General features: G+C 69.2%; 16 protein-coding genes. 14 read left to right on the top strand and 2 right to left on the bottom strand.

The window, feature by feature from the left end:
• Positions 1-45 precede the first annotated feature (45 nt).
• Entirely contained in the window at positions 46-564 is a 519-nt protein-coding gene (locus OG714_RS19625; RefSeq protein ID WP_406122662.1) for a SigE family RNA polymerase sigma factor, read from the bottom strand.
• Positions 565-778: 214 nt separating this feature from the next.
• On the opposite strand from OG714_RS19625, the gene OG714_RS19620 reads away from it, so the two are divergent.
• Positions 779-1,003 (top strand): antitoxin, encoded by a 225-nt coding sequence (locus OG714_RS19620; RefSeq protein WP_406122660.1) that lies wholly within the window; start codon positions 779-781, stop codon positions 1,001-1,003.
• A gap of 165 nt (positions 1,004-1,168) precedes the next feature.
• Here the strand turns inward: OG714_RS19620 and OG714_RS19615 are convergent, their stop codons facing one another.
• A complete protein-coding gene (locus OG714_RS19615) occupies positions 1,169-2,857 on the bottom strand; it encodes a chitinase (protein WP_406131877.1) in 1,689 nt (562 codons plus the stop codon).
• A 375-nt stretch (positions 2,858-3,232) separates the two neighbouring features.
• Here OG714_RS19615 and OG714_RS19610 point away from each other — a divergent pair, with 375 nt between their 5' ends.
• From OG714_RS19610 to OG714_RS19550, 13 genes are all read left to right on the top strand, one after another.
• Positions 3,233-4,042 (top strand): hypothetical protein, encoded by an 810-nt coding sequence (locus OG714_RS19610; RefSeq protein ID WP_406131876.1) that lies wholly within the window; start codon positions 3,233-3,235, stop codon positions 4,040-4,042.
• A 112-nt stretch (positions 4,043-4,154) separates the two neighbouring features.
• The gene (gene cpaB / locus OG714_RS19605) at positions 4,155-4,868 is read left to right on the top strand and encodes a Flp pilus assembly protein CpaB (protein ID WP_406122659.1); all 714 of its coding nucleotides are present in this window, start codon (positions 4,155-4,157) and stop codon (positions 4,866-4,868) included.
• A 9-nt stretch (positions 4,869-4,877) separates the two neighbouring features.
• The gene (locus tag OG714_RS19600) at positions 4,878-6,128 is read left to right on the top strand and encodes a CpaE family protein (RefSeq protein WP_406122657.1); all 1,251 of its coding nucleotides are present in this window, start codon (positions 4,878-4,880) and stop codon (positions 6,126-6,128) included.
• A gap of 19 nt (positions 6,129-6,147) precedes the next feature.
• Positions 6,148-6,537 (top strand): TadE family protein, encoded by a 390-nt coding sequence (locus OG714_RS19595; RefSeq protein ID WP_406122656.1) that lies wholly within the window; start codon positions 6,148-6,150, stop codon positions 6,535-6,537.
• Position 6,538: 1 nt separating this feature from the next.
• Positions 6,539-6,886, top strand: coding sequence for a TadE/TadG family type IV pilus assembly protein (locus OG714_RS19590; RefSeq protein WP_406122654.1), 348 nt, complete (start codon positions 6,539-6,541; stop codon positions 6,884-6,886).
• A gap of 25 nt (positions 6,887-6,911) precedes the next feature.
• The gene (locus tag OG714_RS19585) at positions 6,912-8,252 is read left to right on the top strand and encodes a CpaF family protein (RefSeq protein ID WP_406122652.1); all 1,341 of its coding nucleotides are present in this window, start codon (positions 6,912-6,914) and stop codon (positions 8,250-8,252) included.
• 11 nt (positions 8,253-8,263) lie between these two features.
• On the top strand, positions 8,264-9,205 hold the full coding sequence (locus OG714_RS19580; protein WP_406122650.1) for a type II secretion system F family protein: 942 nt from the start codon (positions 8,264-8,266) through the stop codon (positions 9,203-9,205).
• Positions 9,206-9,226: 21 nt separating this feature from the next.
• Positions 9,227-10,117 (top strand): DUF5936 domain-containing protein, encoded by an 891-nt coding sequence (locus tag OG714_RS19575; RefSeq protein WP_406122649.1) that lies wholly within the window; start codon positions 9,227-9,229, stop codon positions 10,115-10,117.
• 24 nt (positions 10,118-10,141) lie between these two features.
• Positions 10,142-11,713, top strand: a complete 1,572-nt coding sequence (locus tag OG714_RS19570) for a sensor histidine kinase (RefSeq protein WP_406122647.1) — start codon at positions 10,142-10,144, stop codon at positions 11,711-11,713.
• A 57-nt stretch (positions 11,714-11,770) separates the two neighbouring features.
• Complete coding sequence (locus tag OG714_RS19565) at positions 11,771-12,655, top strand: response regulator (protein ID WP_406122645.1); 885 nt, start codon at positions 11,771-11,773, stop codon at positions 12,653-12,655.
• Between the two features lie 211 nt (positions 12,656-12,866).
• Complete coding sequence (locus tag OG714_RS19560; RefSeq protein ID WP_406122644.1) at positions 12,867-13,103, top strand: Flp family type IVb pilin; 237 nt, start codon at positions 12,867-12,869, stop codon at positions 13,101-13,103.
• Positions 13,103-13,714 (top strand): pilus assembly protein TadG-related protein, encoded by a 612-nt coding sequence (locus OG714_RS19555; protein WP_406122642.1) that lies wholly within the window; start codon positions 13,103-13,105, stop codon positions 13,712-13,714. Before OG714_RS19560 ends, OG714_RS19555 begins: the two co-directional genes overlap by 1 nt.
• A 34-nt stretch (positions 13,715-13,748) precedes the next feature.
• The gene (locus tag OG714_RS19550) at positions 13,749-14,327 is read left to right on the top strand and encodes a hypothetical protein (RefSeq protein WP_406122640.1); all 579 of its coding nucleotides are present in this window, start codon (positions 13,749-13,751) and stop codon (positions 14,325-14,327) included.
• Positions 14,328-14,363: the final 36 nt, after the last annotated feature.

The raw sequence follows: 14,363 nt of genomic DNA, 5'->3' as shown, positions 1-14,363 counted from the left end.
GTAAGGGAGTTGGCAGCAGAGGGGAGGGGTGGAAGGAGGGGGTGATCAGGGGCGGGCGTATTCGTCGAGGTTCTCGCCGAGCAGCTCGCGCAGCCGGCCGAGCGCGCGGACGCACCGGGTGCGTACGGCGGCCGAGCTGACGTGCATCACGTCGGCGGTCTCCTCGACGGACCGGTCCTCCCAGTACCGCAGGACGACCACGGCACGGTCCTTGGCGGGCAGCCGGGAGAGGGCCTGGAGCAGCGTCAGCCGCAGCGGCGTGTCGGCGCCCGGGGCGCCGGGGTCGGGCAGGTCGGGCAGGGTGTCGGTGGCGCGTTCCGTGCTGCTGCGGCGCCGCTGGTGGGCGAGGTAGGTACGGGTGAGGACGGTCTGGGCGTACCCGGCGGGGTTGCCGACCCGGGACAGCCGTCCCCAGCCGACGTACAGCTTGCCGAGGGTCTCCTGCACCAGATCCTCGGCGAGATGCGTGTCCCCGGCGGTCAGCAGACAGGCGGACCGATAAAGATGCCCGGCACGCGCGGCGGCGAACTCCTCGTACGCATCGGCACGTTCCTGTCTTCTCACGCCTGATCCCCCTGATCCGCGGGCTGTTGCCGCGCCGCCCTCACTTGTACTGATGCGGTGGGGCACGGAAATGTTTCAGGACGCGCCCCGAACACGCCCGCCCCGCGCTTCCGCCCGCCGGGGCATCCGCGTCGGGCCACCTTGTCCTGCTGGGTCCGTCGTATGGACCATGTCCCTGACCGGGCAAGGCTGTTGCGGCGAAGGGGGAACTGTCGTGTTCGACAACCTGCGGGACCTGGACAAGCTCAAGGACAAGGCCGGGGAGATCGCCGAGGAGCACGGGGACAAGATCGCCGACGGGCTGGAGAAGGCCGGTGATCTCGTCGACGAGAAGACGGGCGGCAAGCACGGCGAGCAGATCGACACCGCGGTCGACAAGGCGCAAGGGCTGGTGGAGAAGCTCGCCGAGGATGCCGGGGGCGTAGACCGCAAGGAGTGACCGGCGGAGATGAACTCTCGGCCCACGGGGTCGAGTTCGTCACTCGCCGCCGGCAGCCCGGCCTGGAAGCCGACGTCACGGACGATCACGTCCATCCGGCCGAGCGGTGAGGGGTGCGACCCGACAGCGGTCGCACCCCTCGTTCAAGCCGGTCCGCTACGACCGCTACGGCAGCGCGTGCACATGCGCCCCCACCGAGTTCGACCACGAACTACCCGCGGCCGCGTCCCAGTTCGTCGACCACGTCATCGCGCCCCGCAGGTCGGGGTACGTCTTCGACGGCTTGAAGGTGCCGCAGCTGGTGCCGGCCGTGAGGCAGTCGAGGGCGTTGTTCACGATGGTGGGGGAGACGTAGCCGCTGCCGGCCGCGCTCGTCGAGGCCGGGAGGCCGAGGCCCACCTGGGACGGGGAGAGGCCGCCCTGGAGCTGGATGCAGGCGAGGGCCGTCAGGAAGTCCACCGTGCCCTGGCCGTAGACCTTGCCGTCGCAGCCCAGCATCGTGCCGCTGTTGTAGTACTGCATGTTGACGACCGTGAGGATGTCCTTCACGTTCAGCGCCGTCTGGAAGTACGCGTTCGACGTGGACTGCATGTCGATCGTCTGGGGGGCCATCGTGATGATGAGGGACGAGCCCGCCTTTGAGGAGAGGGACCTCAACGCCTGTGTCATGTATGTCGCGTTGATGCCGTTCTCCAGGTCGATGTCGACGCCGTCGAAGCCGTACGTCTGCATCAGGGAGTAGACCGAGTTGGCGAAGTTCGTCGCGGACGTCGTGTCGCTCACCGAGATCGTGCCGTTCTGGCCGCCGATCGAGATGACGACCTTCTTGCCGGCCGCGTGCTTGGCCGCGATGTCCGCCTTGAACTGGTCGACCGTGTAGCCGCCGAGGCCGGACGAGTCGAGCGTGAAGGAGACGGCGCCCGGCGTCGAGGTCGCGTCCGCGAAGGCCACCGCGATGATGTCGTACTGGGAGGAGACCGCCGAGAGCTTCTGGACGGTCGCGCCGTTGTTGAAGTTCTGCCAGTAGCCGGTCACCGCGTGCTTCGGCAGGGTGCCGCCGCCACCCCCGCCCGTCGCCGTCGTCGTGCCCGTCACCGCCGTCGACTTCCCCGACTCACCCGCCGAGTTGGTCGCCGTGATCTGGAAGGAGTACGACGTGGAGGCCGCGAGTCCCGTGACGGTCGCGGACGTTCCCGTCACCGCCGTGATCTTCGTGCCGCTGCGGTAGACGTTGTAGCCCGTCGCTCCCGACACCGCGCTCCACGCGAGGGAGACCGACGAGGACGTCGTGGACGGGACCGTGACACCCGTCGGGGTCGCCGGGACCGTCGGGGCCGGGTCGCTGCCTCCGCCGCCGTCCGGGCCGTAGACCGAGACGTCGTCCGCGTAGTACGCGGCCTGTCCGTACCAGCCGTGCGTGTAGACCGAGACGGACGTGGTCGAGGCGCCCGTCGTGAACGACGTCGAGAGCTGCTTCCACGACGCGGTGTCGGGGGTCCAGGTCGAGACGTCCGTCGTGCCCGTGCCCGTCACGCCCAGGTAGGAGTAGCCGCCCTGCACCCACGCGCTCAGCGTGTACGTCGAGTTGGGCTTCACCGCCACCGACTGGGTGCACTGGGCGTTGTCCTGGCCGGCCGGCGTCCCCTTGAGCGCGGACGCGCCGCCGTGCACCGGGGACGAGACGGTCGTGCCGCTGCCCGCCGTACAGGTCCAGTTGGTCAGGCCCGACTCGAAGCCGGCGTTCCTGGCGTTGTTGATGTCCGCGGCGGACGCCTGGCCGGTGCCCGCGAAGGAGAGAGCGAGGGCGGCCATGGCGACCCCGGCCCACAGACGTCTTTTCCTGAGGACGGGCATGCCTGGTGCGCGGTCCACTGATGCCTCCGGTGGGGGAGTTTGGAGGGGACTGTGACGACGGTGGCCACCGCTGGAAGTCCAGAGTTGGTCCAGACCAATATGATGTCAAGAGGTCCAGGCCAACTTCGCCCGCACCGGTTTCGGCTCCCCGGCCGCGATCGGATGCTCGACCTGCCCCGTTTTGGCGTGTTGTGTGCGATGACAGTTGCCGCACAGCTACAGAAACGCTGTTCTCCGGTCACAGGGGCGTGGTTACAGTGCTGAGGTAGTCACGCAGTGAAGTCAACTCGGCGTACCGGAGTAATGCCGGCGAGCCGACAGGCGTGAGACGGGGAGCTGCGCGTGCCAACTGCCATTGCTGTGACCAGCGCCGACATGGCGCTGCCGCCACAGGACGAACGGACCCTGCCCGCCGTCGTCCTGCGGGACCTGGATCAACGACCGCTGGACCAGGCGCTGTCGGAGATGCAGGCCCTGATCGACCAGCACGGGCATGTCGTCGTCGTGTCCTCGCAGGCCGTGTCCGAGGGCGTCGACCGACGGCTGCACACGATCCGGTCCATCCTGGAGAGCGACCGGATCGCCCTGTTCCGCCCCAATCTGCCCCCGCTCGGACTGGCCGTCCTGGCCCGGCAGTTGAGGCAGCTCGCGTCCTGCGACCTGAGTCCCGGTGTGCTCGCCTCGGCGGGGCGGCTGCTCACGCACTACATCCACGCCGGCGCGCTCCTCGGCTCGGTCACCAAGCTGGACCGGGTCCCCGTCGGCCTCAAGTCGCACGCCAAGTCCTGGGTGCCCGGCAGTCAGTTCGCGGTGATCGCCCACCCCGAGCCGCAGCTGGTCCGGGTCGGCCCCGGAGTCACGCTGGAGGGGCCGGAGTTCGGCACCTGGATGCTGGTCGCCAAGGGGCAGTTGCAGTCCGACTGGATCGGCACCACCCTCGCCCCGGCGTGGAACGCGATGGGACTGCGCGAGGCCACCCTGCCCGCCGAGTCGGTGAGTTGGTGGGGTACGAGCAAGTTGATCGAGTTCTGTACGTTTCTGCCCGACCTGTCGGTGCTGTACCAACTGGTCACCTCTGTGCGGCAGTCCGTGTGCCACTGGTGCGGCATCGACGTCATCGGCGACCGTTGTGTCTTCTGCTCCGCCACACCGCCCGTTCACGAGAACCAAACATCGAGCGGATAAGTCCTCAACTCACAGGACACGCTTACAGCACACGAATTCGCTCGGCCCGGTCCGATCCGCTCGATCCGCTCATTTCCGCTCGACCGATATCCCCAATGAGGTTGTACGGTTCATGAACTCCCGTCAGCGCCGCGGCGTGATACTCCTGCTCCTGTCGGTGATCTGCGCCCTCGGTGCGTTCGCCGGCGTCCTCTCCGTCATCCGTGACGTGAAGTCCAAGGTCGGTCCCGAGGTCACGGCGTACCAGGTCAAGGACAACGTGGCGCCGTATACGGCTCTCACCGCCGCCCAGTTCAAGAAGATCGAGATGCCCGAGCGGTGGCTGTCGGACAACGCCGTGACCGATCTCCGTCAGATCCAGGGCAAGATCGCGGTGACCACCCTGCGCGGGGGCTCCCTGCTGCAGACCGACATGATCGTGGACCAGCCGGCACTGCAGCCCGGGCAGCAGGAGGTCGCCATCATGATCGATGCGGCGACCGGCGTCGCCGGCAAGATCACGCCGGGCTCCACGGTCAACGTGTACGCCACCTTCGAGGGCCAGAAGGAGGGTGACCCCGACCAGTCCAAGATCATCGTAACCAACGCGAAGGTCATCGACGTCGGCCACATCACCGCCCTCGACCCCGGCAGCAACAGCGACAAGAACCAGCAGCAGTCCACGAACGGCGTGCCGATCACCTTCGCGCTCTCCACGCTCGACGCCCAACGGATCACCTACGCCGAGTCGTTCGCCGAGCGGGTGCGGCTCGCGCTGGTGGCCCCCGGCGGCGATACGACCGTGCCCGACAAGGACCGGACGTACGAACTCGCGAAGGACAAGTGAGAGGCCCGCATGCCCACCAGGATTCTTCCGGCGGTCGGAGACGCGGACGCCATCCGCGCCATCACGACCCTGCTCAGTCAGCTCCCGGACGCCGACCCGGTGGCCCCGGTGGCCGACTCGACGCAGCTCATCGACACCCTGGCCCGGCTCGCCGCCGAGTCCGTCGACGAGCTGCCCGAGGTCGTGGTGGTGCATGAACGCATCGGTCCCGTCCCCGCGTTGGAGCTGGTCCGCGAGGTCGCGCTGCGCTTCCCCGCGGTGGGCGTCATCCTCGTCACCACCGACGCCAGCCCCGGCCTCTTCCAGGCCGCCATGGACTCCGGCGCGCGCGGACTGATCGCCCTCCCGCTGAGCTACGAGGAATTGGCCAACCGCGTCCAGGCCGTCGCCGCCTGGTCGGTGGGCGTACGGCGTCATCTGGGCCACGGCGGCGACGTGTTCACCGGTGTCGGCGGCACCGTCGTCACGGTCAGCGGGGCCAAGGGCGGGGTCGGCGCCACCCTCGCCGCGATCCAACTCGCCCTCGCCGCGCAGGCGTCGGGCCGTAGCGTCGCGCTCGTCGACATGGACCTCCAGACCGGGGACATCGCCTCCTTCCTGGACGTCCAGTTCCGGCGCTCCGTGGTCGACCTCGCCGCGATCACCGACATCTCGCCGCGGGTCCTGGCCGACGCCGTGTTCCGGCACGACACGGGGCTCGCGCTGCTGCTGGCCCCCGGCGAGGGCGAGCGCGGCGAGGAGGTCACCGACCGGGCCGCCCGCCAGATCGTCAGCGCGCTGCGCTCCCGCTACGAGGTCGTCGTCATCGACTGCGGCGCCCAGATGAGCGGCGCGAGCGCGGCCGCCGTCGAAATGGCCGACACGGCAGTGCTGTTCACCACCCCGGACGTGGTCGCCGTACGCGCCGCGAAGCGCACCGTGCGGATGTGGGACCGGCTGCAGATCCGCAAGGCGGAGGAGACGACGATCGTCGTCAACCGGTACACGCGCGGCACCGAGATCCAGCCGGCGCTCATCCAGCGCATCACCGGCACGACGGTCGCGGCCACCGCGATCCCCGCCAACTTCAAGGAACTCCAGGGCGCGGTGGACGCGGGCCGCTTGCACGAACTCGACAACAAGAGCGTGGTGAAACAGGCCCTTTGGGGTCTCGCGGGCGAACTCGGACTGGTCAAGGTCTCCGAAGTCGCCCAGAAGAGCGGGCGGTTGAGAGGCGGCGGCGACCGCGGCTCGGTCAGCTTCCGGCGGCGGAGAGAGTGAACGGGGGATGAACGTGCGTATGGCTGTGATCTCTTGGCGTGAGCGGGACCGGGGACAGGTCACCATCGAGTTCCTCGGCATGACCCCGCTGATCATTCTGACGCTGGTGCTGATGTGGCAGTTCGCGCTGGTGGGGTACACGTTCTCGCTCGCGGGGAATGCTGCGGACGAGGCGGTACGGGCCGGGACGGCGGCCGCGCCGGGCGGCGCGCGCACCGCCGCCTGCCAACAGGCGGGCCTCGACAAGCTGGACGGCGCGTGGAAGGGGGACGCCACGGTGACCTGCGGAGGCACGGGCTTCGTCACGGCCGACGTCGACCTCAAGGTGCCCGTCCTCTTCCCGGGCGCGATCGGCTTCCCCTTCACGGTGCACGGCCACGCGGGCGCCGTAGAGGAGGCGAAGGACTGAGATGGACAAGGGCAGGAGGGAACGGGGCCAAGTCGCCATCGAGTACCTCGGGTTCATCCCGGTCCTGATCCTCGTCACGCTGGCGGCGGTGCAGCTCGGGCTGGTCGCGTACACCGCGGAGCAGGCGGGGACGGCGGCCAGGGCGGGAGCGCGCAGCGCCTCGCTGCGGCAGGAGGCCCAGCCGGCGTGCAGCGAGGCCGTCAGCGACTGGCTCTCGGTCAGCTGCCCGGCGTCGTTCGGCGGCGACACGGTCACGGTCACCGCCACCATCCACATCCCGTCGGTCATCCCCGGCTACGACGGCTTCGGGAACGCCAGCAAGACCGCCACCATGCCGCTCGACCACTGAACGCGGAGCAAGGAGCACAGCACTCATGGGCCTGCGGGAACGAGTCAACCATCCCGAGGAGAACGGCCATCGGGGCGAGGACGGCCACATGGTCTCCTCGTACCGCGCCAAACTCCTGGAGGAGATCGACCTCGCGGAGATGAGCGCGCTGGCCGCCGCCGAGCGACGGGCCCGCCTGGAGCGGGTGCTCGGGCACATCATCAGCCGTGAGGGACCGGTCCTCTCGACGGTCGAGCGTTCGCAGTTGATCCGGCGGGTCGTCGACGAGGCGCTCGGCCTCGGCATACTCGAACCGCTCCTGGAGGACGCGTCGATCACCGAGATCATGGTGAACGGCCCGGACGCGATCTTCGTCGAACGCGGCGGCCGCGTCGAGCAGTTGCCGCTCCGCTTCCCCTCCCACGACCAGCTGATGCAGACCATCGAGCGCATCGTCTCGACGGTCAACCGCCGCGTGGACGAGTCGAATCCGATGGTCGACGCGCGACTGCCGTCCGGCGAGCGCGTCAACGTGATCATCCCGCCGCTCTCGCTGACCGGCGCCACGCTCACCATCCGCCGCTTCCCGCGCTCCTTCACGCTCCAGGAGATGGTCGGCTTCGGCTCGCTCGACGAGCACATGCTGTATCTCCTCGCGGGCCTGGTGCACGCGAAGTTCAACATCATCGTGTCCGGCGCGACCGGCACCGGGAAGACCACACTCCTCAACGCGCTTTCCGGACTGATCCCGGAGACCGAGCGCATCATCACCATCGAGGACTCCGCCGAACTCCAGCTCCAGCAGTCGCACGTGATCCGCCTGGAGGCACGCCCCCCGAACGTGGAGGGCAAGGGCCAGGTCACGATCCGCGACCTGGTGCGCAACTCGCTGCGTATGCGCCCCGACCGGATCGTCGTAGGAGAGGTCCGCGGCGGCGAATCCCTCGACATGCTCCAGGCGATGTCCACGGGCCACGACGGCTCGCTCGCCACCGTCCACGCCAACAGCGCGGAGGACGCGCTGATGCGCCTGAAGACCCTGGCGTCCATGTCCGAGGTCGAGATCCCCTTCGAAGCCCTCCACGACCAGATCAACAGCGCCATCGACGTCATCATCCAGCTCACCCGCTTCGCCGACGGCGCCCGCCGCATCACCGAGATCGCCCTCCTCGACAGCCACGGCAGCGAGCCGTACCGGCTGGCGACGGTGGCCCGCTTCAGCCCGCAGCCCATTTCCGCCGACGGCCGGGTCTACGGCACGTTCGAGTACTTCCCGCTCTCGCGCCGCACCGCCGACCGGCTCTACATGGCGAGCCAGCCCCTGCCGCAGGCCTTCGGCGTCGCCCACACCGCGGAACAGCTCGCCCTCAGAGAAGCCAGTAGGTAGGGACCGACCCCATGGATCTCCAGACGATCGTCACGCTCACCACCGGCGTCACCCTGCTGACCTGTGTCCTGGGTGTCGCCGGCGTGCACGCCTACGCCACCGGCAGGGCGCAGCGCGCGGCCCTGGTCGACCGGCTGTCGTCGACCGGCCAGATCCAGGTGGGCCGCGTCCGCCGCTTCCCCGCCCTGGACCGCAGACTGCGCCGTACGCGGCTCGGCCGGCAGCTCGAACTCCGCCTGGCGGCAACGGGGCTGGACATGACGCCGGGCGAGTTCTTCGTCTACATGCTGGCCACGGTGGCGGCCCTCTGGCTGATCGGGCAGGCCTCCCTGGCCCCCTTCTTCGGGCCGATCGCGGGGCTGTTGGGCATCGGGGTGGCGATCCAGTTCCTCAACTGGCAACGCCAGAAGCGCATCGAGAAGTTCATCAACCAACTCCCCGAACTGGCCCGCATCATGGCCAACGCCACCCATGCGGGCCTCGCGCTGCGCACCTCGATCAGCATGGCGGCGGAGGAACTGGAGGCACCGGCGGGCGAGGAACTCGCCAAGGTGGCTAACCAGTTGGCGGTGGGCGCCTCCATGGACGACGCGCTCAGCGAACTGGCGGACCGCCTCCCGTCCCGCGAACTGGTCGTCCTCGTCACGACGTTGGTGCTCTCCAACCGGGCGGGCGGCCAGGTGGTCAGCGCCCTGCGCAACCTCACGGAGACCCTGGAGGAACGCAAGGAGACCCGCCGCGAGGTCCGCACCCAGCTCTCCCAGGTCAACATGACCGCGTACGCCGTTCCGGTGATGGGCGTGGGCGCCCTCTTCCTGATGGACGGCGTCAAACCCGGTGCCCTGGAACGGATGACGGGCTCCCCGATCGGCCAGGCCTGCGTGATCATCGCGTTCGGGCTGTACGCGGTCGGCTTCATCCTCATCCGCCGCCTGTCACGCATCGACGTCTGAGATCCGAGAGGAGGAAACCCGATGACGGCACTGGCACTCGGCCTGGTGATGGGCCTCAGCGTGTGGGGCATCTTCGCGGGCATCCGCATGTACCGCGCGGACGCGAAACTCCCCAGCGACCTCGTCCTGGCCCTGGAGGTCGGCGCGACCCGCACCGGCGCGGTCGACTCCCTCATCGACCGCATGGGCATGCGCTACGCCCCGATGGTCCTCCGCCTCATGGGCCCCAAGCTGGTCGCCAAGTACCGCCGCAAGATAGACCTCGCGGGCAACCCCGGCGGCCTGACCATCGACCGCTACGCGGCCCGCCGGGCGGTCTACGGCTTCCTCGGCGGCTTCGGCGGCCTGCTGATGCTGCTCGAAGGGCACTACGTCGTCGCCCTCATCCTGTTCGCCTTCGGCGCGTTCTGGACGGAGGTCGGCATCTGGTCGGCGATCCGCATCCGCAAGGACGTGATCGAGCGGACCCTGCCGGACTTCCTCGACGTCCTCGCGGTGGTGGTGAGCGCGGGGCTGGGCTTCCGCCAGGCCCTGGACCGCGTCGCCTCGAAGTACGAGGGCCCGTGGGCGGACGAACTCCGCATCACCCTCCGCCAGATGGACCTCGGCATGAGCCGCCGCGCCGCCTTCGCGGAACTCCGCCGACGCAACGACAGCGAGCAGGTCGCCATGTTCGTCACGGCGTTGCAGCAGGGCGAGGAACTGGGCGCGCCGATCGTCGACACGCTGGTGTCGCTGGCGAAGGACATGCGCCGCACGGACGCGCAGAACGCCCGGCGGAAGGCGGCCCGTGCGGTCCCCAAGGCCACCATGATGATCACCACGTTCATGGTCCCGGCCACGATGCTGCTCCTCGGCGCGGGGCTGCTGCTCGGCTCCGGCACGGACTTCAGCACGATCACGGGCAAGTAGGGGTGGACGGGGGCGACTTGAACGATGGCGACGACGGACGAACGTGAACGTACGGGACTGCTGCGACGGCGCCCCAAACCGACGGAGATCACGACACCGCCGGCGGGGACCGTGTTGCCGGACCATGTGCGGTCGGGGGCGACGGACATTCCGGTGACGACGGTGACGCCGGCGTTGCCGGAGGGATGGGCGCGGGCGGGGTCCACGGCGCCGAGGTTGCCGGGGGTGCCGGCGCAGCCGGGCCTGGAACGGTTGGCCGCAGACGGCGAGGGAGCCCCACAGGGGCCACCGGCACCCGACAACGAAAGCCGCACGGACGGTGCGGGTGGTGCGGGTGGTGCGGGTGGGAATCCGATCCCGGCCGAAGGCCGGGAAGTGGCCCTGCCCATCCAGATCAGCGCCCTACAGGCAATGTGCAGGCAGGTCTTCGGCTTCCGCCTGGCGATGATCGCCCTGGCCGCCCCCTCCGCCCTGGTCAACGCCACGCCAGGCGTAGCCACCCGCCTGGTGGGCGCAGCCGTAGTAGTCACGTTCATGGCGTCCTACGTCCTCTTCAGGGACTGGGAACGCTTCGGCCCCCTGCTCCTACGCCACCCCTCCCTCCTCGCCGTGGACACCCTCTTCGGCTCACTCCTCCTGATCTCGGCAGGGCCCACCAGCACGCTCGCCTACGTCAGCGTCTGCACCCCCCTCCTCGCCGGCATCGTCTACGGCTGGCGAGGCGCCGGCTGCTTCGCGAGCCTCCAGGCGGTGATCCTCGTGCTGGCGCAGACCGCCGCCGCGGACTCCCACAAGGTCGTGGCGCAGACCTTCCTGCTCCCCGGCCTGTGCGTGATCGCCGGCGCGGTGGGAGTGACCCTGCGCAAGCTGATGCTCCGCTTCGGCGAAGCCACGACGGCCTTGACGACGGTCCAGGCCCGTCTCGCCGTAACGGAGGCGGTAGGAGCGGAACGGGCGCGCCTGGCAAGGGAGATGCACGACTCGGTGGCGAAGACCCTGCACGGCGTGGCGCTCGCGGCGGACGGCCTGGCGGGTTCGGCGGGCGCGGACCGCATGGATCCGACCCTGATCAGACAGCAGGCGGAGCTGGTGGCCCGCTCGGCCCGCAGGGCGGCCGCGGAGTCCCGCGAACTCCTGGCGGACCTGCGGCGCGAGTCGAACCCGGACGAGGGCACGGACGTACTCGTGGAACTGGCCGCCCGCACAAGGGACTTCAGCACCCGGACCGGCCTGCCCACGACCTACCGCCCGACGGGAGACCACGGCGTACCGCCGGTCCCGCCCGCCGTGGCGCGCCAACTCCTCACCATCGCGACGGAAGCGATGGAGAACGCCCACCGCCACGGGACCCCCACCAAGGTCGACGTGGAGGCCGGGGTCCACGACAGCCTCCTGCGCATCAGCGTCTACGACGACGGACGCGGCCTGCCTCCCGGCACCACCCTCGAACAGCTGCGCAGGGCAGGCCACTTCGGCCTGGTCGGCATGGTCGAACGGGCGGCGTCGGTGGGCGCCCGCATCCGCATCGGCAGAGGCGGCCACGACACGGGCACGGAGGTCCGCCTGGAACTCCCGCTGGGAGCCCTGACGACGTAAGCCGCACCCATCCCCCCACACATCCAAGTGACTTGAGAGATCCGAGAGGAGGCAGCCATGCCGGACCAGACGACGCCCCACCCCGGCGCTCCCCAGCCGCCACCGAACCCGTTCCACAACTTCCCGCAACCGGCCGCGACTTCGTCCCTCCGGGTCGTCGTGGCCGACGACAACCCGGTGGTCCGGGCGGGCCTGACGGCCCTGTTGTCGGGCCGCGCGGACATCACGGTCGTAGCGGAGGCGGCGGACGGCCGTGAGGCCTACGAGGCGGCCCACTTCCACCGCCCCGACGTGGTCCTCCTGGACGTCCGCATGCCGGGCGTGGACGGCATCTCGGCGCTGCCGTACCTGGTGCGGATCGCGCCGGTCGTGATGCTCACGTACAGCAGGGAGTCGGAGATCGTCCAGGAGGCGCTGCGGCGCGGGGCGGGCGGTTATCTGGTCCACGGCGAGTTCACGGCGGACGAACTGGTCGCCGCCGTAAGGGACATCAGGCAGGGCAGGGCCCATTTCACGCCATCGGCGGCGGGCGCACTGCTGGCACGGCTACGACAGGAACAGGCGGCCCGGACGCCCCCGTCCCTGCCCGAGGGCCTGGGCTCCTACGACTCTCAACTAGGTGCGGATGCAAACGGAACGGCCCCGTCAAGGCCCAACTCCCGGCTGAATTCGCCAGAAGGCCTTTCGCAACTGCAACCACCTGTGAGACAGTCATCCTTGGACAGGTCACGGTTCCAACTGAGCGCGAGGGAGGCGGAGATCATGGACCACATCGCGTCCGGCATGACCAACCAGCAGATCGCCGCCACCTGCTTCATCTCCGAGAAGACCGTCAAGAACCACATCAACCGCATCTTCGCCAAACTCCACAGCACCAGCCGCTCCGAGGCCGCGGCCAAGTGGCTTGGTACGGCGCCGGGTTCGGCCCGAGGGCTGGGGTGACGCGCGATGTCGCGACGGAGGACCCAACTGCCGGGCCTGCGGGCCCGGTTCGGCGACGGGCGGGCCCAGTGCGAAGGACGGGACTCCGATTGGGCCCGATTTTGGGCCCTGGGACCCTCTGGCGTACCTCTGGATCGGGCATACCGTTCTCATGTCGAAAGCGGCACCGGCGACGAGGAAGCCGGTAACGCGTCACTCGGAGGGGAACACCATGAGCGACCTGATGCTGAAGACCGCCGTTGCGACCAAGGCGCGCGTGACCGGCTGGAAGAACACGACCGTCGAGGCCCTTCAGCGCCGTGCCGGCGACAAGGGGCAGACCGCGGTGGAGTACCTGGGCATCATCGCCGTGGTGGTGGCGATCGTGCTGGCGATCACGGGTACGTCCATCGGACAGTCGATCCTCGACGCGATCAACAACAAGATCTCCGAAGTCACCGGCGGCTGATGCGGCCCCGTAGGTACAGCGACGCAGGGCAGGCCTTCCCCATCTACATCACGGTGGTGGCGGGTCTGCTCTTCCTCGCGTTCGCCTACGTCGCGGTCGGCCAGGCCGCGGTGAACCGGAGCGGCGCCCAGACAGCCGCCGACGCGGCGGCGCTCGCGGCGGCCCAGGACACCCGGGACCAACTTGCGGGCAAGTGGGTGGAGAACGTACTCGACCCGACCAAGTGGCAGGAGATCTTCGACGGCAAGGTGGCGGGACTCGTCGATTCGTGCGGGCGTGCCGGCCAACTCGCGGGCCAGAACGACGCCCACGTGCCCGGGGCCGGGTGCCAGTGGGAACCGGGGCTCCCCCCGGGCTACGAGGTCGCCGTCGAAAGTGACGAACCGGTCGGAGACTCGATCGTCCCCGGCACGGAGAGCACGTACTCGAAAGCTCATGCCACCGCCGTGATCGAGCCGCTCTGCACGTTCCAACTCCCTGGCGCGGGCGCCGGGGACGACGTGCTGCCGAAGCTCACCTGCAAGAACAACAAGGACTGGGACCTGGACCCGACGGATCTCACCGATCTGCCGGGCCCCGAGGACCTCTTCGACGTCCACCTGGCCGACTGACTAGCGAACGACGAGTGATGAAGGAAGCAGAGTCATGAGCATTCGGTTCACTTCGACGGCCCGCAGAGGGTTGGTCGCACTGGCTGTTGCGACCGGCCTGACACTCGGCGTGGCCGGCTGCGGGGGTGGCGGTGACGACAAGAAACCGGATACTCCGGCGTCGGCCTCCAAGAGCGGTGGATCGGATCCGAGTGCTCAGGAGGGCCAGTCGGACGCGCCCCTGGCCGAGGTGAAGGGCTCGAACGGCCTGATCCTGGACATCACTTCCGCCACCCGGGACTCCGGTGGCTTCGTCACGGTGAACGGCAGTCTGAGGAACGACGCGGACAAAAGCGTCGTGGTCCCGGCCGCGTTGAGCGGCAACGAGACCGAGGTCATCAGGAACGGCCCGTCGCTCGGCGGCGCCACGCTCGTGGACTCGAAGGGCAAGAAGCGCTACTACGTGCTGCGCGACACGGACGGCCGTCCGCTGACGACGACCGGCTTCACGACGATCAAGTCGGGTGACGAGCTGGCTGTCTTCATGCAGTTCCCAGCACCCCCGACGACTACGACCGAAGTCTCCTTCGAGCTACCGACGTTCGCCGTCGCCACGATCAAGATCTCCGGGTGAGGCGGCCGTGACCACCACTCCCCGTCTCGCCCTGGT

Source organism: Streptomyces sp. NBC_00989, from assembly GCF_045162655.1.
Classification (GTDB): Bacteria; Actinomycetota; Actinomycetes; order Streptomycetales; family Streptomycetaceae; genus Streptomyces.
This window is presented reverse-complemented; position numbering and strand designations above follow the sequence as displayed.